Source organism: Asaia sp. W19 (assembly GCF_003994335.1).
Lineage (GTDB): Bacteria > Pseudomonadota > Alphaproteobacteria > Acetobacterales > Acetobacteraceae > Asaia.
In genome coordinates, this window is record NZ_PNQZ01000019.1 from 182,157 (window position 1) to 203,476 (window position 21,320).

The following is a 21,320-nucleotide window of genomic DNA, read 5'->3' on the forward strand; positions in this document are numbered from 1 at the left end:
GATCTTTTCCTCCTAGAGCACCGGAACTGCTGATGGGCCGGAAGTTCTGTCTTCCGCATGGCCGATATCTTCACTGCCACAGCTCATGCAGAAACGGTTGAACGCGATGTTCCTCGTCTGACAGACACCGCAATGCTCATAGAGCGTCAGACCACAGTGAACGCAAAAATTTGTGTCCTGCCCGTCAACAAGAACCAGAGGTCGATCGCAATCAGGACAGGTCTTGCGGTCTAGCTTCGCGTAGGCCTGCGCCCGATCGACGCGCTGGCGCCGTTCTTTCTCCGATTCCGCTTCCGCCGCGCGGCGTCGGGCCAGATAGGACTGCATGTTCCGTATGAGCACGACACAGACGAGCACGGTCAGGAGTGCGCCAACCCCGTAACGGATATAACCGCCATAGCTCGGCAGGTAGGGCACCAGCTCGACGAAGAACGCATAGAGCGAGGCCAGCACAAAACCACGATAGAGCGGCCAATACTGGCTCTGTCGCTTGCGCATGACGAGCCAGGTCGCCAGCAGGAGCAGCGGCAGGGTGAAGGCGAGTCTTATGACGAACACCCTGAGCTGCGCCCTGAGAACGGCACGCTGGAACACAGGACGATACGCTTCCTCTACGCCCTCCCTATCGCTGGTGAGCTTCGCCTTGGATGTGTCATAGGCGCGGCGACGTTGATCGAGCGCCTCGATCTTGCGCGTGACCTCGTGCTCCGCCTGCTGCAGACGCTCAAGTGCCGCCGTGCGCGCCAGAAGCTCGGTGTCCTGACGGGGGTCGGTCGTCGCCTCGCGTGTTTCAAGCCAGGTCTGAAAACCCTCACGTGCGTTGCGCGTGGCGCTCTGCGCAGCCTCAAGAGCAACGTCATCGATCTGGCGCTCAGCTGCAATCGCGGCGCGCTCGTCACGGAGCGTTGCCTGGCGCTGAATCATTTCAGCCGGATAGACAGGCTCATACGCAATATGACCGGCCTTGCGCGGAAGATCGTTGATAACGAGGCCGCCCAGCCCCACCAGGAACAGGGCGAAGACCGCCGAGACCGCCCACATTGCCAAAGCATAGAGCCGCTCAGGCAGACGATTTCCTTTTTTCATTATTCTTCCAATCATCGCAGCGCTCGGGCGGGATTTCTGGCGTGAGGGAAGCGCGATCTGACCGGCACGTCAAATTGCAGCCGCGTGATCGCAATTGCTTATCGTGAAGCGAGGTCCTATCAACGCCCCCTCTCCCGTGACCCATAAAGCGACCCAGAGGTTCCATGATCCGCCTTGACTCGATCAGCAAGCAGAACGGCCAGCGTGTCATCTTCATCGAGACGAGCGCCGCCATTCAGAAGGGCGAGAAAATCGGGCTCGTCGGGCCGAATGGCGCCGGCAAGACGACGCTGTTCCGGCTGATCACCAAGCAGGAAAGCCCGGATGAAGGTCAGGTTTTTCAGGATCGCGGTATCACCATCGGCTTCTTCAGCCAGGATGTCGGCGAGATGGAGGGTCGTTCCGTCGTGGCTGAGGTCATGAACGGCGCGGGTGAAGTGGCCGAAATCGCCAACGAACTGGCCCAGCTCGAGGCCGATTTATGCGATCCGGACAAGATGGATCAAATGGAGACCATTCTCGAACGTTTTGGCGATGTGCAGGCACGTTTCGAGGAACTTGGCGGTTACGGGCTCGACAGCAAGGCACGAGAAGTGCTGCACGGTCTGGGCTTCTCGCAGGAAATGATGTCGGGCGATGTCGGCCTCCTTTCGGGCGGATGGAAAATGCGTGTGGCGCTCGCCCGTATTCTGCTCATGCAACCCGATGTCATGCTGCTCGATGAGCCGAGCAACCATCTGGATCTGGAAAGCCTGATCTGGCTGGAGCAGTTCCTGAAAACCTATGATGGCGCCTTGCTCATGACGTCGCATGACCGCGCGTTCATGAACCGCGTGGTCAACAAGATCCTAGAGATTGATGGCGGTACGCTGACCAGTTTTTCGGGTGATTACGAATTCTACGAACAACAGCGCGCCCTCAACGAAAAGCAGCAGCAGGCCCAGTTCGACCGCCAGCAGGCGATGCTGGCCAAGGAAATCGCGTTCATCGAGCGCTTCAAGGCGCGCGCTTCTCACGCCGCGCAGGTACAGAGCCGGGTCAAGAAGCTCGACAAGATTGATCGTGTGGAGCCGCCGCGCCGCCGCCAGACCCTCTCATTCGACTTCGCGCCGGCGCCGCGCTCGGGTGATTCCGTGGCGCTGCTCAAGCAGGTGAGCAAGAGCTATGGTACGCGCACCATCTATGACGGGCTCGATCTCCAGATACGCCGTCAGGAACGTTGCTGTATCCTGGGCATCAATGGCGCAGGGAAATCGACCCTGCTCAAACTCATTGCCGGCGTGAGCGAACCCGATTCAGGCAGTGTCACCATCGGCGCCAGCGTGAAGATGGGCTATTTCGCCCAGCATGCGATGGATCTGCTCGATGGCAGCCGCACGATTTTCGAGACGCTGGAGCACGAATTCCCTCTCGCTGCCCAAGGCTCGCTGCGCGCTCTGGCGGGAGGGTTCGGTTTTTCGGGCGATGATGTCGATAAATATGTCAGCGTGCTTTCGGGTGGAGAGAAGGCGCGTCTGGTCATGGCGCTGATGCTCTATAATCCGCCCAATTTCCTTGTGCTCGACGAACCGACCAACCATCTGGATATCGACACGAAGGAGATGCTCATCCGCGCGCTGAGCGACTACGAAGGCACGATGCTCTTTGTCTCGCATGACCGCCATTTTCTCGGAGCCCTGTCAAACCGCGTGCTGGAAGTGACGCCCGAAGGCCTGCATCGCTATGAGGGCGGATATCATGAATATGTCGCGGCCACAGGCCAGGAAGCTCCCGGGCTGCACGTCTGAATACAGGCGCGACCGGGCCTCTGGTCGCACGCCTCGGCTCCAGTCACTCTATGATGCGCCTATCCCGAAGAAGTCAGGGGTCCGACCCGCCGAGTGTTCGTTGTTCCGCACGTTGTATAGAAGAGTCTCTTTCGCTCATCGCGAGAGGTTTCTTTATCACACACCAACGTAGCGACGAGCTTCGGCGGCACTACGTTGGCAACATCCAGTCACCGTCTTCCATACGCCGCTCGGACAGTTGAAATGCGAAGCGGTCAAGAAGCGTCCAAGGACCGTTATCGTACCGCCAGACCCGCAAAGCCGCACCTTGGGTGCTTCCCTGTCTCGCAGAAACCTTCAGCGTGGCATAGAGCGCATGTGCCTCGTCCGGGCTGACCTTGTTTTGAATGGTCAAATGAGGCCGCCACGGTGCCGCATCCTGACGGGTGAGTTGCTCTGACCCGATTTGCTCAACCAGCCTCGCCCGTAACGCGGCCATCTCGGGGCTACGAATACGATAGGCTACCCCGCGCCCAAGGAGATAGGGCGCCTCGATCACGACATTTGGTGCGACGCCGGGTGCGGAGAGCGCAGCTTTAAGCAAGGGATGAGTCGCTCTTGGCAGAGCGTGGAAAAGAGTGATGTGGGCAGGCACTCGATTACGCTTTGGCGGAAAATACTGGCATCGCATCTGCTGAGCCCAATCCTGGGCAGGCTTCGCGAGTTCGAGCGTTACAATCAGCGGTGCCTCGTCCAGCTTTTCCATGGCGGTTCCTCTTCACGGCCGAGGCAGAAATGCTTTTCGGACAGAGGCTTCAACCTCGCACATGATGACAGGATCCACGGGCGATGCGTTGTTATTTTCTCATACGCACCGCACGCCTCCCGCTGAGCCGGCCTCCCCCGCAGGGTTTTGCGTCATGATCAGCGCGCTATGAGGATCGTCCGGATATTTTCCCACTTGCAGAAGAAGCTTTTCACATAGCTGCCCGGAAGCAGATATGGATGGGTCAGCAGATCAAGCGGGCGGAACGCACCGTCATCGATATCCCGGTTGTAGTGATAGCCGCGGGTCTCGTGAGAATGGATCACCTTGTGTGAGAGACGCTCATCGAAGATCAGTGAGAGCTATGAAGGTCACGCCCTGCACTGTCGGAGAACCGTGGATCTGGTTTCCTCTGACCACGGCCTGCGGATAGGGCTTCATAAGTGGCGGGTTTTCTCGTCGAATTACCGCATGACCATCGAAGAAGCGGCGATCCAGCAACATACTGTCTGGTCAGATCTGCCAAGAAGCCAGCACACTACGTCACGATCGACAAGCGCATATTATCTTCACGAAGCGATAACACGATATCCCGACTGGTTTGCAGGCGACTTCGTTGAAGCCTTCCCCGCCGCAAGCGTTCATACGCGCTCACTTTCTGAGAAGCAGGCCTGCGTTCGCATGCAACACCGACGCTGCACTGCACATTGTATCTATATTAATAAAATGATATCTCTTCAAAGAGAGAATAGTAGAGTTCATGCCAATAACAAACTTTCATGAACGATAGTCATAATATAGATGGACAAAAAATTCGTGAAGAATCCCATCATTCGTCTGACAAAACAGGGCAACCCTGGAAACATCATGATGATCTATCTTGCCGCCATAAAAATGCGGGAGGCGTTAGGCGGTGGTACCATATGCAACGTCAAGATCCCGATCTTCGACATAGATATCCCTGACCTCTACGAAAGTGGGCAGCACGCTGTCCATGACAAGGAGGACACGAATTCCAAACTTTCGGGCAGGCTCCCCACCCGCGCCTACGCCTCTGCTCTCGAAAAGGTGCATGCGAAAGTATTCATGCTGGAAGGGTTCTATCAAAATATTGATAATTTTCCCTCGCGCTCTTCGTTCGATTACGAGAAATATTTCCCGCTTATAGAGAACTCGAGCGAGGGCGGCAGCGATGAGGAACTCGTCATCAGTATAAGAGGCGGGGATATACTAAAACTCATACACCCGCATTACGCCATGCTCCCGCCAGAATTTTACGCGTTTCTGATTCAAAAGACCAGAAAACGGCCAGTCTTTTATGGACAATTAGACGAATCGCCCTACATGGCAGAGTTGCGAGAGCGTTTTCCCACTGCGAAATTTATTCCCTCACGCGGCGTCGCGGAGGATTTTGACTACCTGAGAAAATCGACCCATATCGTGCCTTCTCTGAGTACTTTTTCGTGGCTCGCCGCCTGGATGTCAAAAGCCAAGAATATCTACCTGCCGGTCGCAGGAATATTCTCGCCAACCCAACACCCGTCATCGATGCTCCTGCCAATCGATGACGAACGGTACGAATTCTACTCATTTCCCATATATTACGCGTTGGATATTGAGCATTATCGCACTTACCTCGACCCGGTACGGAATTGTTGGGAGCGGACAGAGCCTCGTCTTCTCTCGCCGGCTTTGAAAAACAGGCATGAATCTTTCGATGCATCGCTCGGACTATTCGATCCGGACGATTATCTACGCCTGAACACCCATCTTGCCGATGATCACGCCAAATTCGGGGGTGTCGGATTGTTAAATCACTTCACGACACACGGCTATTGGTCTGGCTCGAGATCCTTCAAATTCAGTGATCGCGACTACGCGATGCGGTATCCAAAAGCGTCGCTGGAGGTCGCCCTGGGCAAGTATTCCTCACTCCTCGATCACTACCTGCACGTTGGTCGGCATATGGGGTATGACTGTCGATAGACACCGATTCCGTCTGACTGCGTTGAAGCCCCGATCAGTTTCGTCGCAGCCCAACGTCACGGTCTGCTCTGCTGCTCTTTCTGACCCGCAGTATTGGAGCCCACCACTGGAATCTATGGGCGAAACGCGAAGCTCCGGGTATGCAGACGCATCGCGAGCCGGGTCATCCAGGTGCGATAGGGAGCGATAAGCGCGAAGATCTGGCTGAAACCCCATTCCAGATACGTCTCATCGGGGTCGCTGACCCCGATCTGATGGATCACATATCCGAGCCAGTGCGTGGAAATAATGAAGATATTGGCAACGAGCCCCGGGATAGCGGCTTCATCGATGGACAGGGCCTTCATGCGTCTCATCTCCTTGATCACCTCTGTCACGCGTTCGACGAGCACGGCATTGAGTGATACAGCAGGCTTCTGCAACTCGGGTGCCAGTCGGAACAGGGCATTTCCATCCCGCATCAACGCCCGATAGTGCCAACTCAACGCGCACCACGCGCGGAGCAGGTCAACGCCGCGCGCGATACTCTTCAGGAGCTCGGCTCGGCTTGGCCGGTCCGGCGCAACCGGCAGCGAGTCAAAAAGCCGACGTACCTCTGTGTCGAATGCGGCGAACAGGGCTTCGATCAGCTGCGTCTTGGTCCTGAAGTGATAATAGAGATTGCCCTCATTGATCGCGCATCGTTCTGCAAGCTCGCGCGTCGTGAGACGGTCGAACCCGACCTCATTCGCAAAAAGGCGGGCCTCCTCAAGAATTCGTGATTTCGTAGAGGGGAGTGGCGGCTTCATGGCACTCGCTTTCTAAGGTGATCACCTTATATGCTCTAAGGTGTAAACCTTAGATAGCGGAGTTAGGCCATGTCGTCATCCCTGCGCCAGGCTTTCACCACCTTGCCAGCTCAGATACGGGCGGTTACCGCCACGGTTCGTAATCCCATAGAGGCCCTTCCACCATCCGTGTTCCACGAGCGTCTGGTGGAGCGCCATCTCGGGCGCCAGCATATCGTTTATGTCTGCGCACCCGATCTGGTGAGGGAGGCTCTGGTTACCCATGCCTCGTCACTAGACAAGGGCGAGGGATTGCGACGCGCTATCGGCCCGGGACTTGGAAAGGGTCTGCTCACCGCGGAGGGGACAGACTGGAAATGGCAAAGACAGGCCCTCGCCCCGGTTTTTCGCGCAAGTGGGACCGATGCATTTCTGCCTGCCATGATCGGCGCGACCAATCGTTGCGTGAGCGCGCTCGAAAATCAGGGGGGTATCGTCGCCATCGACCAGGTGATGATGCGCCTGACAGGTCGGATCATCATCGAGACGATGCTCTCCTCCCCCGAGGCCGTGGATGCCGACGCCATGGCAGAGGGGCTCGGCGTATTTCTCAAACAGACCCGCTGGAGCCTGCTCGGCGATCTGCTCGGAACCCCGGAGTGGCTACCGCATCCAGGTAAGGCCAAAGGCCTCGCCGCAGCCCGTGCCCTGCGTGATCAGGCGCTGGCCCAGATACGCACCCGCCGAGGCATAGACCCGTCTGCGGCGCCGGATGACCTGCTCAACCGCCTCCTGATTGCCCGTGATCCGGAGACAGGGCGCATGATGAGCGATGAGGAAATCATCGACAATCTGCTGACCTTTCTGACCGCAGGGCACGAAACCACCGCTCTCGCGCTCGCCTGGACGCTTGATCGCCTCGCTCGTCACCCCGAAATCATGAGAGCCGTGCAAAGGGAGCTGGATACGGTTCTTCCGGATGCCAATCTGGAACTTGACACCGAAAAGCTGGCGCGGCTGGACCTGACACGACGCGTCCTGAGGGAGTCCATGCGCCTGACTCCGCCCGCCCCCATCATCATCCGTGAAGTGCGCGCTCCTTTCAAACTGGAAGGCGTCTCGCTCGAGAAAGGGACGCGGCTCGTCGTGCCCATCTGCGCACTGCACCGCCACAGGCAGCTCTGGGAAGCACCCGAGATTTTCGACCCATCGCGCTTCATCCCACGCGAGGGCGAGCGGCCTCAGGACGACCGCTATGCATTCATGCCTTTCGGCGCAGGACCACGTATCTGCATAGGCGCACGCTTTGCCGAGACGGAGGCTCTCACGGTCCTCGCCCTGACACTGCGCAGGCTCGATCTGACCCCGGAACTTCCCGCCATTCCACCGGGCAAGCTGGAAATCACGTTGCGTCCGTCAAAGCCGCTCCTGATGTCGGTGAGATCCCGGCACTCGACAATGGCAGATAGCTGAGCCCATCATGAAGGCGCATCGGTCAGGGGTGAACTGTCCATGAGCAAGGCCACGCCTTCTCCTGGGGCCACGTTATTCTGTGTGGCCCCCTATCTACGATGCGCCTATGGAGCGTAAAGCGGCTAATGGGACCACATGCCGGTCTTATCGGCTATCCGAACTTATAACGGGTGTCTGACCAGCTGCGGAAGCGTAACCCTCAACACGCGATCCAGGCTGATAGAGCCCTTTTTTGAAAAGATACGGCCTTCTTGCCGCCTCCCGCCTTACGGGATCAGACACTGTCTGGGACGAGTTCGAGGCGCCGCTTTGCGGGCTCCCTTGCGCCGTCCGAGACGGGATCCTCGTTCCCGGAAGCGCCATCGGTCCGGGTATCAGACAGCCCCTGCGTCTCTTCATGTGCCGCCATCGTGTGCGCTGGAACCGGTATACCCGGATGGGCACTCGAATCCGTGACTTCTGGTAATTCATCCATGGTCATTTCTGATTCGGAAGGGAGGCAGATCATGTTGAAGGAGTGCAGACCAGCATAGCGATTATCGGCTTTACGACGGTAATTGCCAACATTGAACAGGGTCGTAACGTGCCACCACAGACGGTAGCCCCGCCGCCAGAGGTAATCGATCAGCGACTGTGACTGAGCAGGCCGATCATTCTCGATATAGATGACTGGTCTGCATGTCTCGATCAGCCCGGCGGCGCCCTTGAGCACCTGCATCTCGAACCCCTCGACATCGATTTTCATGAGGCGCACCTGACGCCCCGCCAGGACATCATCGAGACGAATGCTCGGCACGATGACATCCCCCACAAAAGCCTGCTCCTGCATGGAAACAGACCCGAAATTGCCCGGCTGTCTGTAATCCGGCTGGCCGAATGCCACCGAACCCGCCTTATCCGAGGCTGCGAACGGCCAGGCGATCGCGTTATCAATCCCGTTAAGAGCCAGATTGGCGCAGAGATTCTGAAACAGAAAAGGCTGGGGCTCGAACGCGACGAGACTGGCACCGGCGGTTCGAGCGGCCTGAGCCAAAGCAACGGTCTGGCTGCCATTATTGGCACCGACTTCGACGATCGTGCCCGGCTGGGTGATAAAGCGTCTCAGCAGATCGAGCTCATGCTCGCCGTACTCACCGTACTCTATGAGCGCCTGTCCGATATAGGTATCGAAGCGATTGGCCAGCATGGTCCCATATCGTGCATCAATCAACGCATAGGGGTTCACTATCGAACTCATCGCCACCTACTCCTACCCGGCCGAGATGACGGCCCCCATACTGCACCTCAGGCCGATATACGAGGAAATGCTCATGATCTTACAGAGAAATTGCATGTCGTCTTATGACAGATTCACGTATCGTTAAAATACCGACAAGAAGCCAGACTGCCCTCTTTCAAAATCGTAATTTGAGATCGATCCAAAAATTACCTTCAGAGCAGGATAGTTACTACCTCTTATTTCATTTCCATTTCTTACTTTACATAGGCATCGTGCAGTATCGGACGTGCCATCCGTAAGCGCCCGATCAAGAGGAACAATAAAAAAGGGAGCCCGCATTATCGCGGACTCCCTTTTTAAGTGCCAAATGGGCTCTTCTTTGAGGAATTTCAGAGACCGTTGAGTGGGGGCGGCACACGGGCCGCCTCCAGCGCCTGTTTCTGACGCTCGGCGAGAGCGACCTCATCGAAATCGGCAATAAGCTCCTGAAACAGCTTGTGCCAGTTAAGCTTCGCCTTGAGACGCAGGAAGACACTCCCCAGCCCGATAGCGGAGCGATCGACCAGTACGAATTCGCGCGAGGGGCGCACCCCACCGGTACGCTTGAGCCCCTCGTATACACGCTCGGCGATGTCGCGCCCGAAATTCGGATCGTCGCTTTCCTGAATGAAGCGTTCACGATCATCCATTAGCGGTCCGTAAATGAAACGCGCCCATTCGTTGAGCACGGCCGCCGTATCCCGGGAAATTCCCTTGAAGCCCCAGGCTTCATAGGCCGCAAAGGCCATCTCCTCGTTATTGTCACGCAGCGCATTGAAGAGGTCGATGATCCCCTTGATGAAATGCGCAGGGAAAATACGGATCGCCCCGAAGTCGAGCAGGTTCAGCCCCCAATCGGAGCGGATGGTGAAATTGCCCATATGCGGATCACCATGGATGATGCCGTAACGATAGACGGGTGTGTACCATGCCTTGAAAAGCGCGGTGGCAATCGCATTGCGCTCTTCCTGAGTGGGATTCGTGTCGAGGATTTTCTGAATACCGCGCCCCGATACCCATTCCATGGTCAGCAGGCGACGCGTCGAGAGCGCCTCGACGGGCAAAGGCACCGTCACCTCAGGGATATGCTCGAGCATCGCACGATAGAGGCGCATATGCGACGCCTCGCGCTCATAGTCCAGTTCCTCGCGCAGGCGCTCCTCGAGCTCGCGCACCACCTCATCCTGCTTGATGGCGGGCAGGAATTGCTGAACCAGCCCGACGACGACGCGAAACTGGCGCAGATCGGACTCCACCGCCGCATTCATATCCGGATATTGCAGCTTGCAGGCCACATCCTGACCGTCTGACGTGACAGCGCGGTGCACCTGGCCGAGGCTTGCTGCCGCCATGGCCTGATGGGAGAAGGAGCGGAACTGTCGCTCCCAGTTCACGCCCAGCTCCGTCACCATGCGGCGGCGAACAAAGCTCCAGGCCATGGGCGGGGCATTGGCCTGAAGCTCCGCCAGCTGATTGGCGTATTCCTCAGGCAGGGCACCCGGAATGGTCGAGAGGATCTGCGCGCCCTTCATCAGCGGGCCCTTCAGCCCGCCCAGTGCCGCGCGCAGGTCATTCGCGTGAATGGCCTGATTGGATTTGAATCCCAGCTTGTTGCCGATCACCCGTGTCGCGATACCGCCCACCGTGCCGGAGGCGCGCGCCATACGCTTGATCTCGCCGAACAAGCCTGTCTGATCCAGATCCTTGGGGGTGCTCATCGGTTAAGCGCTCTCGTCCTGTTTTTCCTGAGCCTCGAGCTCATCGATGAAACCGCTGATCACGTCCAGCCCCTTGCGCCAGAAACCGGGATCGGTTGCATCGAGCCCGAAAGGCGCCAGCAGCTCGGCGTGACGTTTGGTTCCACCAGCTTCCAGCATCGCGACATAACGATCCTGGAAGGCGCCTGTTCCCCCCTGCCCCTCGACCGCGCCCTGATACACGCCGTAGAGGGCATTCACGAGGCAATCGCCGAAGGCATAGGCATAGACATAGAACGGCGAGTGCACGAAATGCGGCACGTATGACCAGTAGCAATCGTAATCGGACGTGAACTCGAAGGCGGGGCCGAGACTGCGGGTCTGAACCTCGCGCCAGATCTCCCCAAGGCGCTCCGGAGAAAGCTCACCCTGCTTGCGCTCATCATGCACCCGGACCTCAAACTGGTAAAAGGCAATCTGACGCACCACCGTGTTCAGCATGTCCTCCACCTTGCCCGCCAGCATGCGCCGACGACGCTTCGGATCGGTCTCGGCATCGAGCAGGGCCCGGAAGGTCAGCATCTCGCCAAAAACCGAGGCCGTCTCGGCCAGTGTGAGCGGCGTGGAGGAGAGCAGATACCCCTGCTTTGCCGCGAGAAGCTGATGCGCTCCATGCCCGAGCTCATGGGCGAGGGTCATCACGTCGCGCGTACGCCCATGATAATTGAGCAGCACATAGGGATGCGTATCCGGAGTGACCGGATGCGCGAATGCCCCGGATGATTTTCCCGGCACCGGCGGGACATCGATCCAGGCATTTTCCATGAACTGCCCGACCAGCCCACCCAGACGCGGATCGAAACGCTCATAGGCATCGCGCACGATGGTCTTGGCCTCATCCCAGGGAATCAACCTGTCCTCGTCGCCGGGGAGAGGCGCGTTGCGATCCCAGTGCTGCAGCTTCTCCAGGCCGAGCCAGCCCGCCTTAAGGCTGTAATAGCGATGTGCCAGACGGGCGTAATCTGCGTCGACTGCCGAGACGAGGGCCTCGACCACCTCGTCTTCCACCATGTTCGCGCGGTTACGGCTCGATGTCGGGCGTGGGAAGCCCCTCAGCCCGTCCTCGATCGCCTTGTCCTTGGCGAGCGTATTGGTGATCAGAACCAGAAGGCGCTGATTGGCGCCAAGAACTCGGCTGACCTCTGCCGCCGCAATGCGGCGCTTTTCCCTGTCAGGGCTGGACATCTGGTTGAGCGCGTCGCCCAGCGGGCGCTCTTCTCCCTCCAGCGTGACGGTAAGCGAGGCCATGGTCTCGTCGAATAACCTGTTCCAGGAGGCGCGACCCGTCACCGATTTCTCGACCAGAACCTGCTCGACAGCATCAGACAACTGATAGGGCCGCCACACGCGCAGATCGCGAAGGAACGGGGCCCAGCGGGCCAGATCGGGCTGTTCGAGCAGCGCCGCAAGATGGGCCTCATCCAGACGATTCAACTCGAGCGCGAAGAAGAGCAGATGCGACGAGATGGCCGTCAGCCGCTCGGTCATCCCCTGCGAGAAACGCCCAGTTTCAGGATCGCTCGTATGAGCGGCAAAGCTCAGCTGGGCAAAGGCCCCGAGGCGTCCCATGCGCTGATCGATACTCTCGTAATCGGCAATGGCTGCCGCCAGCTCCGACGCCCCGGCCTGATCGAGACGGTTCTTCCAGCGCTCGGCGAAATCGCGCGCCTCGGCCTCGCACGAGGCCAGATCGCGCGCAATGGCAGGATCGGCCAGCCCCGCATAGAGGTCAGACAGATCCCAGCGGGGCAAGGAGGCGCTATCGGCTTGGGCCATGAATTCGGGTCCTTGAAAATCTCGTGCCGTTCGATCTGGGGCCTCCCCGACCGATTGGCCAGTGGGCCTCACCCCGGCTTGATGGGGAAAAGCACATCTTGAATCGCGCCTGAGGCGCGAAACTCAGCGGAAAGCAGGCTCGTCGAAACCGCGCAGCTTGCGCGAATGCAGGCTGTCCACCCCGCGCTCACGCAGAAGCCTCATGGTTTCGATACCGACCATCAGATGCTGGCTTACGCGCTCACGATAGAACGCATTGGCCATGCCGCGCAGCTTGAGTTCGCCATGGAGCGGCTTGTCTGAAACGCAGAGCAGCGTGCCATAGGGCACACGGAAGCGAAAACCATTGGCCGCAATCGTCGCGGATTCCATGTCGACGGCAATCGACCGGCTCATGTTGATCTGGGTGAACAAGGCGCGCAGCCGCAACTCCCAGTTGCGATTATCGGTGGTCAGTACCGTCCCCGTACGTAGCCGCGTCTTGATGTCGCGCTCATCCAGCCCGGTCACGCGCTCCATGGCTTCCTGCAGCGCCACCTGGACCTCGGCAATGGGTGGCACGGGCACCCAGGTCGGCAGGTCGTCATCGAGTACATGATCGTCACGCACATAGCCATGAGCCAGCACGTAATCGCCCAGAAGCTGGGTACGGCGCAGCCCGGCGCAATGCCCAACCATGAGCCAGCAATGCGGGCGGAGCACAGCAAGATGATCGGTAATCGTCTTCGCATTGGAAGGCCCGACCCCGATATTGATCAGGGTGATCCCGTCCCCATCGGGGCGACACAGATGATAGGCTGGCATCTGAGGCAGCGAGGCCGCTGGATGACCTGATTGCCCGTCCTTGGTGTAGATCGCATCCCCGGGCTCGACGAAGGCGCTGTATTCGCCCCCGGCATCGACCTGGGCGCGCGCATAGTCGCGAAACCCGTCCACGTAGCGCTGATAATTGGTCAGCAGAATGAAGCGCTGAAAATGGCGCGGAGCCGTACCAGTGTAATGATGCAGCCGTGCGAGCGAATAATCCGTGCGCTCGGCTGTGAAAAGCGCCAGCGCCCGTGGGGCATTCGGGTCGGGAATGATCTCGCAATTGGCAATGGTGTCATCGGTCATATGCAGGTCCGGCAGGGCATAATTATCCTGCAGGAGCCTTAGATCGGCCTCGGTCAGACCAGTCACCGCCTCTTCCATCACATAGGGGAGCGGCATGGGCCGACGCGATACACCAACATAGACTGGCTGCTTGTAGCACTCGATCAGGTTCTCGATCTGCGCGCGCCAGTAGCTGCGGAACAATGCCGGACGGGTGAGCGTGGTGCCATAGAATCCCGGCTCAAGCAGCACGCCAAAACGCGGTTTGACATCGGCGGGAATAGTGCCGCGCACCAATGGAAAAGCGAGATAGGGATAAAACGACTCAGCGGGTTGGCGGGCGGCAAAGGCATCCCGAAGACGGGTCACCCCCTCGTCATACAGGGCCTCGATACGGTTCAGTGCAGCCTCAGGATCATGAAAGGGGGTAAAGCCGCTCCCGACCCGATCGAAAAGCGTATCCTGTTCTGCTGCGCTCATCTTCCACCTGTGGCTTCGTGTTTCCTTCAGGCTACCCTGTTGCGCGCAAGAGCGATAGACGCGGAAAAAGTTATGTTATAACATCACTCTCATGAGAGACGCTCTGACCGGTTTCCCGTCTGCCGATAATGACGGCACCTGCCGCAAAACGCTGTGGCGCCGCCATGAAGGCGATGCGTGGGCCGCCTTCGATGCCCTGCCCAGAGTCATACGCCAGCGTCTGGCCGAGCATGTCTATGATGCTTGGTCCGTCAACGCGCTCATTCTGTGGCGGCACTACAAGAAGGTGCATGGCGCGACCGAGCGCGCCGAACGCGCGATGATACGGTATCTCGATTACTGCGAACGCCTCGAGCAGAATGCGTTCGTGGCGCAGAACGGCCCCCTGCCCCATCTGCAGGCTGGCGCGACGCCGCTTCGCTACGATGCCCGCCCATGAAAGCGCTGGTCGGGTCAGGAGCTTGCACGCGCTCGAGACCAGACCTGCTTCCCGCAGCGGGGACACGGATATCGCCGTAAGAACTTGCTGGCCCTTGGCCAGAGAGACAACACGAGAACCTGTTTCTCGCCGAACCCATCGCACCTGATTTCAAGTCGATTGACCGTCTGTAGCGTTGAAATAACGCGACCCGGACGGTGCTCACTCTTTTGTCACACCTAAGAGCCGCTTCGTCTGCCATACTATGCAGAAGCCATAGGTCATATCCTGATAAAAAGGATCGCCTGAACAGTCATTTCGCTTCCGGCGAACCCTGTCTTCAGCGTCAGATACATGGCGATACTGCAAGAGGGCCGCATGACCACGGTAGTCTTCACTGTCTAGTCCCGATCCAAGCGCGGGGCTTGAACGTCCCCCCCTGCTCGGCGCGCCCTATATCGCGCATCACCCGGTTTGGCGGCGCATGCTCTACGCGATGATGGGTGTTTTCATGCCGATTGTCGCCTCAGCGCAGAATTCACTTCTTTCCGGCAATCTCGGCAGCGCCGCAGGCGAGGCCGGGCTGACTTCGGCTGAGGCTGAATGGCTGATCGCGGCCTTCGTGGGCGCGGCAGCCTTCGCCAATCTGGTGGTGATCAAGGGCCGCCAGCAATTTGGCGTCATGGTGTTCCTCACCACGCTGCTCGGGATCAATGTGGTGACAGGGCTCATCCTGATCGCCTGGCCCTGCTTTGCAACACTCGCCATCAACCGCGTCAGCAATGGTCTGATGGTCTCAACCAATGTGGCCGGCGGCGTCTATTATCTGATCCAGGCCCTGCCGAAATCACATCGTGTCATGGCCATTGCGATTGCCATAGCCAGTTTGCAAATGGCCAACCCAATCGCCGCCCTTCTGCCGGTCGAGATGCTGACCCGCTCGTCCAATCATGGCTTTGCCTGTCTCGCCACAGCCATGGGCGCCTTTCAGCTCTGCCTCGTCCTGCTGCTTCCTCTACCCCGGACCAATACCGGCAGGGTCTTCGAGGGGCTCGATGGGTTATCGGCCATATTATTATGCGGCGTCTCGGTTTGCCTCGCCTCGTTTCTGACGCTCGGCAAGACAATGTGGTGGACCGATACGCCCTGGATCGGCTGGCTGCTGATCGGCACGATCCTGTTCGCCGCAGCGGCTTTCGCATTCGAGAGTTGCCGTACGCGACCGCTGCTACAGATCAACTGGCTCAGTACCGGCACGATCCTGCGCTTTGCCGTCGTGGCCATCGTCGAGCGCCTGCTGCTCTCCGAGCAGAGTTCGGGGGCGACCGGGCTGCTTTCCCATGCCGGTCTGCTCAACGACCAGTATCATACGCTCTATCTTTTCGTGATCCTGGGCATGGTCGCGGGCACAACGGCGATGGGTCTGACCTTGTCTCCCAAAGCTATTCCCTTCCAATGCATCGTCGCCCTTTTGGCCATTGCCCTCGCCTCGTGGATGGATGCCGGCAGTAACGGCCTCACCCGTCCATCGAACATGTATGTCTCGCAGATGCTGCTTGGCTTTGGCACCACGCTCTTCGTCGGTCCCGCCCTGCTCTACGGCGTCATCCTTGTACTGAAATCGGATACGAGCCACTTCATCTCGACGATCTATGTCTTCGCCATCACACAAAGCGTTGGCAGCGTGACCGGCGCAGCCCTGCTTGGCAGCATTCAGTATTATTACGAGCGTTATGCGATGGTGGGATTTGCATCGCGGCTTTCGGAAACCGCCTCGTCATCGCTCGTCAGTTCCTCAATTGGCGTCTCCTCGATCTCGAACACGCTGTCAGACCAGGCTGCGGTCATGGGCTATCTGAACGTGTTCGGTTTCGTCAGCGTGTTCGCTCTCGCCGCAGCGGCGCTCATCGTCCTCATCATGCTCTGCAATCACTTCCTGACCCTTTCGAACAGACGCCTCTCATGACAGAAACATCCGCCTCCCCCTCTGACCAGAAGCCCGTGCAACCAGCGGCATGGCATCCGCCAAAGCGCACCCTGCCCATTCTGGCTCTGGTTGCCCTGCTGGCCGTGATCGTGATCGCGTGCGTGCTTGCCGCGTTCGATCTCGCCCCTTTCGGTGTGGAGGGCGTCAGCACGGATGATGCCTATCTGCAAGGTCACGTGACCATCGTAGCCCCCGAAGTTCCGGGCTATATCGAAGGGGTCTATGTCACCGATTATGCACCCGTGCATAAGGGTCAGCTTCTGGTCCAGATCGATCAGAGCACCTATCTGGCGCGCGTGGCCCAGGCAGAGGCCGATCTCGGCAGCCGTCAGGCAGCCCTGATCAATAACAGGCAGAACCAGGCATCGGCTCGCGCAAAGCTTGACCAGCGCCAGGCAGCCCTCATGACAGCGCGCGCCCATCTGACGCATAGCAGCGCCGATCATCGTCGCCAGGCCGCACTCGTGGGCGATCAGAGCGTCTCGCAGAAGGAATATGACGCGGGGCTGGACAGCTTCCATTCTGACGAGGCTTCGCTGCGCCAGGCCCAGGCCGATGTGCGCGCGGCAGAGGCGGATGTGAAATCAGCCGATGTGCAGGAAGATGTCCTGAGTGCCGATGTCCGTCAGGCCCAGGCCGCACTCGACTCTGCGCGTATCGATCTGAACCGCACCCACATACGTGCCGCAAGTGACGGGGTCATCGGCCGCACGGGGGGCACGCATATCGGTGCCTATGTAGGCGCGGGAACGGCTCTCTTCTCGCTGGTGCCGAACGAGCGATGGGTGGTGGCGGAGTACAAGGAAGCCCAGACGGGCAATATCCGCGTGGGACAGGCCGCGTCGTTCACGGTGGACGGGCTGAACGGCCAGAAATTCACGGGCCATGTGTTTCGCATCGCCCCGGCGACCGGCTCGGAGTTCGCCGTGGTGAAGCCCGATAACGCGACGGGCAACTTCGTGAAGATCCCGCAGCGTATCGGCATCTATATCGCGATCGACCCCAACCAGCCCAATGCCGAGAGACTTGCTCCGGGCATGTCGGTGGAATCCTATGTCGCGACGCCTGGAACAAGCACTGCGGCTGCGCCTCCCGCAACCAATCCGCAAGCGCGATCCGTGGCAAAGGATGGTGCCTCGTGAGCCGCCTTCGCCGCACCGGTCTGATGGCGGGGCTGGCTGCCCTGCCCTTGCTGCTCGATGGGTGTCAGAAAGGGGATTTCATCCTGCCTCAAGGCTCCGGTGTCACCGCACCGGCCTCGTGGCGCGCCGACAGCACGTCGCAAAATGTCGAGGGGCTCGACCCGCAATGGTGGGCTCAGTTCGGCGACCCGGTTCTGGTGACGCTGGTGACACAGGCTCTGGCCGCCAACCCGGACCTGGCTCTGGCATCGGAGCGTGTGCTTCAGGCACGTGCCCAGATGCGTCTCGCCCTAAGCGCCCAGCTGCCGCATATTGACGGTCAGGGGCTTGGTATCGGCAACGGGCATCTCATCGGCCAGAACTTCAACACCTATATCATGGGCGGCGGCCTCACCTTCGATGTGGATCTGTTCGGCAAGCTACGCGAACAGACGCGCGCGGCACGTGCCCAGACGCTGGCGAGCGAAGCCGATCGTGAAACGGTCAGGCTGGCGTTGATAGGCGATACGGTGCGCGCTTATGTGGCGTTGCAGGCCTCGCGCAGCGCGCTCTCCATCCTGGAACGCACACTCAGCGTGCGCACCGCCGAACAGGCGCGTGTGAGCCATCAGCTCAAGGCGGGTTATGAAAAAACCAGCTCGCTCGATCTCGCCAATGCCCAGGTCAGCGATGCGGAGGCCCAGATCGCCTCGACCCGCCTGCAGATCGCCCAGCAGGAAGACGCCCTGAGCGTGTTGCTGGGGGATATTCCGGGCGATCAGATCAAGACCATGACCGCAGGACTGCCGCTCGAGGCGCTGCGTCTGCCCCCTGTCGTGGCGCCCATACCGGCGCGGATACTCTCGAACCGGCCAGATCTGGTTTCGGCAGCCGATCAGGTCATCGCAGCCGATCACTCTCTCCGATCGGCACGCGCGGCCTTCCTGCCTGATATCACGCTCAATCCCGGAATCGGCACCGCAGGGGGGGCCTCACCCATTTCCGGTACGGTCTGGGCGCTCGGTGGCAGTGTGCTTGCGCCAATCTTCGAAGGCGGTGCCCTGCGTGCGAAGGAAAAAATCGCGGTTTCGCAGCGCAACCAGGCCGCATGGACCTATCGCAAGACCGCTATACAAGCCTTTCGCGAAGTGCAGGATGCTCTCTCGGGGACGACCCATCTGGCGGCGCAGGAGGTCAGCCTGCGCAACAGCTTCGCCTCACGCCGCCATACGCTCGAGGATGCCCGCAAGGAACTCAGTACCGGCTATGTCAATTATTTCGATGTCGCCGATGCCGAGACGGCGTCGCTCTCGGCAGAATTGCAGACGGTGCAGATCCGAGCCTCGCGTCTGGCCGAGCTGGCCACGTTATATCAGGCGGTAGGCGGGGGCTGGACCCCGCCGGACAACCAGAAGCCCGCCACCCACCCACCGGTCAGCAAGGGCTGAATGTCAAACGCCCGCCTGCCATAAGGAGGCGGGCGGAATGCCCTATCGAACACGTATATCGACCGCGCTTCCCGCTCCTGTGGCATCGACCAGCGCGATATGCACAAAACCTGGTCCATCGGGTTTCCATGACGGGGTGATGCCGACCGGCGTGTCGAGCGGCACGCCATTGATCAGCCATCGATAGGGCTCGACGCCCCCCGTCGCCACCAGACCGACCGGTGTTGCGCTTCCGTCATCGGCGAAACTTTCGACAATGCCCCCATTGGCAGGCTGCACGATCTGGGGGCCCATGCGCCCCTCGAGCTTCTGCAAGGCGGGAGACAGCCGCGCGGGCACGAAGGCGTCCTCCACCGTGGCTTCGCCCTCCTCGGGAAGGATATCGAACACGCGCATCAGGACCGGTGCACTGGTGGTGAGGCCGGTAATACCCGGTACTGCCGTGCCATCGGGCCGCCCCCCCCAGACCACAGCCACCCAGTCCCCTCGAAGCCCTGCTGCCCATGCATCGCGCTGGCCATAGGAGGTGCCGGTCTTGAAAGCCACACGCAGGCCTCCTGTATCTGCGCGCCCTCTGGGCAAGGGTGTGCCACTCAGGATCGAGAGGATCTGACGGTTCGCGCGTGCTCCGATCAAGGGGATGCCGGGGCGCGGCTCCACGGGCCAGTCGAGCGTGAGGGGGCGCGATACCCCCCCATTGGCAAAGGCGGTATAGAGCCGCGCGAGATCGAGCGGCCTGATACCGACACCCCCGAGGGCCAGGGCCAGGCTGGGCGAGGTGTTCGCGGGGAGTTTCAACACGATCCCCGCCGCGTCCAGCGTCCCGGCGAAATATCCTGCCCCGATCATGTCCAGTGCACGTACGGCAGGCAGATTATAGGAGCGCTGGAGCGCCGTACGCACCGTCGTGGTCCCATGAAAGATGCGGTCGTAGTTGCGGGGCGCATAAAAGCCAAAACGCGTGGCGCGATCCTGCATGAGCGTATCGGGCGCGAGCAGACCGAGCTGGAATGCCATCCCGTAAATGGCCGGTTTGAGCGCCGAGCCCGGTGAGCGCCAGGAGGTGATCATATCGCCCGCGCAGCCTGCACATCCATTCCCTGCGTGACCCTGCCACGCGGCGATGCTGCCATCGCGCCGCACCACCAGCGCAGCCCAGGTGCCGCCCGCGGGCGGGGGCGTTTCACGCAGGATCTCGGCCAGCCCGGTCTGCAGGCGACGATCCAGCGATGACCTGTAAACGCCGCGCTGGCCCTCACGCCATTGCCATGTCAGGGCTCCCGGCGCCTCATGAACGATGCGTTCGACATGCAGAGCATAGGACATGGCCCCCCGTCGCGACCAGCCGGTATCGGAAACAGCGTCCAAGAGCCGTGCCACAGCCGCGCGTGCAGCCTCAGGATGGCGGTCGGGCCGCAAGGCGTGGGGATGGCGCGCCATGGCGATCAGCAGCGCCGATTCCTCTTCACTCAGATGCAGGGGTTCATGACCGAACCAGAGCAGGGAAGCGGCCCTTATTCCCTCGATATTCCGGCTTTCGGGCGCGAGCGTCAGATAGAGATCGAGAACCCCTTTGCGTCCATAGCGCCACTCGAGCTGCAATGCGCGCGCCATGTCCTGCATCTTGCCCCGCAAGCTGTGACGATGCGGTTCCAGCAGACGCGCGGTCTGCATGGCAAGGGTCGATCCCCCAGAGACGACATGGCCACGCGTCACGAGTTGGAAAAAGGCGCGCGCCAGTGCGGGAGCGTCAATCCCCGGATGCTGCCAGAAACGGCGGTCCTCAATACGCAGGAGCAGGGCAAGATAGCGCGGGTCCGTGTTCGCGCGTTCGGTGGCGAATCGCCAGGCACCGTCGACGCTTACGCGGCCATCGATAATCTCGCCCCGCCGATCCTGCAAAAGCAGGGCCTGTTGCTGGGCGCGGTGCATGTCGGGCGGAAAAAGGCGATCCGCCCCCCACAGCCCGCATCCGGCCACCAGAGGAAACGCCAGAGCGCCCAGCAGAAACCCCGTTCGCCGCTTTTGCGGCCTGTATTGCCGCCACAGCGTGCGTACGGAACGAACCCGACCCATTCTCGCTCCCGCTTTTTCCCCAGCGCGCATCCCCTTTTCCGGCGCGGTCATCGTCACGCGGCC

The 21,320-nt window shown here is 59.9% G+C and carries 16 protein-coding genes; 7 read left to right on the forward strand and 9 right to left on the reverse strand.

Going from position 1 to position 21,320, the window contains the following annotated elements; all coding sequences use genetic code 11:
* Positions 1-12 precede the first annotated feature (12 nt).
* Positions 13-1,086, reverse strand: coding sequence for a zinc ribbon domain-containing protein (locus C0V97_RS05070; protein WP_127101315.1), 1,074 nt, complete (start codon positions 1,084-1,086; stop codon positions 13-15).
* 164 nt (positions 1,087-1,250) lie between these two features.
* Between C0V97_RS05070 and C0V97_RS05075 the strand changes: the two genes are divergently transcribed.
* Positions 1,251-2,873 (forward strand): ABC-F family ATP-binding cassette domain-containing protein, encoded by a 1,623-nt coding sequence (locus tag C0V97_RS05075; RefSeq protein ID WP_127101317.1) that lies wholly within the window; start codon positions 1,251-1,253, stop codon positions 2,871-2,873.
* Positions 2,874-3,063: 190 nt separating this feature from the next.
* Here the strand turns inward: C0V97_RS05075 and C0V97_RS05080 are convergent, their stop codons facing one another.
* Together C0V97_RS05080 and C0V97_RS18300 are read right to left on the reverse strand one after the other, a co-directional pair.
* Positions 3,064-3,618, reverse strand: a complete 555-nt coding sequence (locus tag C0V97_RS05080) for a 2'-5' RNA ligase family protein (RefSeq protein WP_127101319.1) — start codon at positions 3,616-3,618, stop codon at positions 3,064-3,066.
* 158 nt (positions 3,619-3,776) lie between these two features.
* Entirely contained in the window at positions 3,777-3,944 is a 168-nt protein-coding gene (locus C0V97_RS18300) for a hypothetical protein (protein ID WP_158625344.1), read from the reverse strand.
* 490 nt (positions 3,945-4,434) lie between these two features.
* On the opposite strand from C0V97_RS18300, the gene C0V97_RS05085 reads away from it, so the two are divergent.
* A complete protein-coding gene (locus C0V97_RS05085) occupies positions 4,435-5,604 on the forward strand; it encodes a hypothetical protein (protein WP_127101321.1) in 1,170 nt (389 codons plus the stop codon).
* 113 nt (positions 5,605-5,717) lie between these two features.
* Here C0V97_RS05085 and C0V97_RS05090 read toward each other — a convergent pair whose 3' ends face one another.
* On the reverse strand, positions 5,718-6,392 hold the full coding sequence (locus C0V97_RS05090; protein WP_127101323.1) for a TetR/AcrR family transcriptional regulator: 675 nt from the start codon (positions 6,390-6,392) through the stop codon (positions 5,718-5,720).
* Positions 6,393-6,461: 69 nt separating this feature from the next.
* On the opposite strand from C0V97_RS05090, the gene C0V97_RS05095 reads away from it, so the two are divergent.
* The gene (locus C0V97_RS05095) at positions 6,462-7,844 is read left to right on the forward strand and encodes a cytochrome P450 (RefSeq protein ID WP_127101325.1); all 1,383 of its coding nucleotides are present in this window, start codon (positions 6,462-6,464) and stop codon (positions 7,842-7,844) included.
* A gap of 274 nt (positions 7,845-8,118) precedes the next feature.
* Here C0V97_RS05095 and C0V97_RS05100 read toward each other — a convergent pair whose 3' ends face one another.
* From C0V97_RS05100 to C0V97_RS05115, 4 genes are all read right to left on the reverse strand, one after another.
* Positions 8,119-9,081, reverse strand: a complete 963-nt coding sequence (locus C0V97_RS05100; protein WP_199751643.1) for an FkbM family methyltransferase — start codon at positions 9,079-9,081, stop codon at positions 8,119-8,121.
* 371 nt (positions 9,082-9,452) lie between these two features.
* On the reverse strand, positions 9,453-10,820 hold the full coding sequence (locus C0V97_RS05105; RefSeq protein WP_127101327.1) for an AarF/ABC1/UbiB kinase family protein: 1,368 nt from the start codon (positions 10,818-10,820) through the stop codon (positions 9,453-9,455).
* Positions 10,821-10,823: 3 nt separating this feature from the next.
* Positions 10,824-12,635: a M3 family oligoendopeptidase gene (locus tag C0V97_RS05110; RefSeq protein WP_127101329.1), complete on the reverse strand. Its 1,812-nt coding sequence runs from the start codon at positions 12,633-12,635 to the stop codon at positions 10,824-10,826.
* A gap of 123 nt (positions 12,636-12,758) precedes the next feature.
* Positions 12,759-14,207 carry an AMP nucleosidase gene (locus tag C0V97_RS05115; RefSeq protein WP_127101331.1) on the reverse strand — a complete coding sequence of 483 codons (1,449 nt, stop codon included), beginning with the start codon at positions 14,205-14,207 and terminating at the stop codon, positions 12,759-12,761.
* Between the two features lie 91 nt (positions 14,208-14,298).
* Between C0V97_RS05115 and C0V97_RS05120 the strand changes: the two genes are divergently transcribed.
* The 4 genes from C0V97_RS05120 to C0V97_RS05135 all read left to right on the forward strand — a co-directional run bounded on the left by C0V97_RS05120 (position 14,299) and on the right by C0V97_RS05135 (position 19,181).
* Positions 14,299-14,646, forward strand: coding sequence for a DUF6525 family protein (locus C0V97_RS05120; protein ID WP_127101333.1), 348 nt, complete (start codon positions 14,299-14,301; stop codon positions 14,644-14,646).
* Between the two features lie 463 nt (positions 14,647-15,109).
* Complete coding sequence (locus C0V97_RS05125; protein ID WP_127101335.1) at positions 15,110-16,591, forward strand: hypothetical protein; 1,482 nt, start codon at positions 15,110-15,112, stop codon at positions 16,589-16,591.
* Positions 16,588-17,754, forward strand: a complete 1,167-nt coding sequence (locus tag C0V97_RS05130; protein WP_127101337.1) for an HlyD family secretion protein — start codon at positions 16,588-16,590, stop codon at positions 17,752-17,754. The genes C0V97_RS05125 and C0V97_RS05130 overlap by 4 nt, the downstream gene beginning before the upstream one ends.
* Positions 17,751-19,181, forward strand: coding sequence for an efflux transporter outer membrane subunit (locus C0V97_RS05135; RefSeq protein ID WP_127101339.1), 1,431 nt, complete (start codon positions 17,751-17,753; stop codon positions 19,179-19,181). Before C0V97_RS05130 ends, C0V97_RS05135 begins: the two co-directional genes overlap by 4 nt.
* 42 nt (positions 19,182-19,223) lie before the next feature.
* Here the strand turns inward: C0V97_RS05135 and C0V97_RS05140 are convergent, their stop codons facing one another.
* Positions 19,224-21,257, reverse strand: coding sequence for a transglycosylase domain-containing protein (locus tag C0V97_RS05140; RefSeq protein WP_158625345.1), 2,034 nt, complete (start codon positions 21,255-21,257; stop codon positions 19,224-19,226).
* Positions 21,258-21,320: the final 63 nt, after the last annotated feature.

Coding starts and splice junctions, on each gene's coding strand:
- C0V97_RS05090 (WP_127101323.1), bottom strand. CDS start 6,392: ATGAAGCCGCCACTCCCCTCTACGAAATCACGAATTCTTGAGGAGGCC.
- C0V97_RS05110 (WP_127101329.1), bottom strand. CDS start 12,635: ATGGCCCAAGCCGATAGCGCCTCCTTGCCCCGCTGGGATCTGTCTGAC.
- C0V97_RS05105 (WP_127101327.1), bottom strand. CDS start 10,820: ATGAGCACCCCCAAGGATCTGGATCAGACAGGCTTGTTCGGCGAGATC.
- C0V97_RS05095 (WP_127101325.1), top strand. CDS start 6,462: ATGTCGTCATCCCTGCGCCAGGCTTTCACCACCTTGCCAGCTCAGATA.
- C0V97_RS05100 (WP_199751643.1), bottom strand. CDS start 9,081: ATGAGTTCGATAGTGAACCCCTATGCGTTGATTGATGCACGATATGGG.
- C0V97_RS05075 (WP_127101317.1), top strand. CDS start 1,251: ATGATCCGCCTTGACTCGATCAGCAAGCAGAACGGCCAGCGTGTCATC.
- C0V97_RS05140 (WP_158625345.1), bottom strand. CDS start 21,257: ATGGGTCGGGTTCGTTCCGTACGCACGCTGTGGCGGCAATACAGGCCG.
- C0V97_RS05130 (WP_127101337.1), top strand. CDS start 16,588: ATGACAGAAACATCCGCCTCCCCCTCTGACCAGAAGCCCGTGCAACCA.
- C0V97_RS05125 (WP_127101335.1), top strand. CDS start 15,110: ATGCTCTACGCGATGATGGGTGTTTTCATGCCGATTGTCGCCTCAGCG.
- C0V97_RS05120 (WP_127101333.1), top strand. CDS start 14,299: ATGAGAGACGCTCTGACCGGTTTCCCGTCTGCCGATAATGACGGCACC.
- C0V97_RS05115 (WP_127101331.1), bottom strand. CDS start 14,207: ATGAGCGCAGCAGAACAGGATACGCTTTTCGATCGGGTCGGGAGCGGC.
- C0V97_RS05070 (WP_127101315.1), bottom strand. CDS start 1,086: ATGAAAAAAGGAAATCGTCTGCCTGAGCGGCTCTATGCTTTGGCAATG.
- C0V97_RS05080 (WP_127101319.1), bottom strand. CDS start 3,618: ATGGAAAAGCTGGACGAGGCACCGCTGATTGTAACGCTCGAACTCGCG.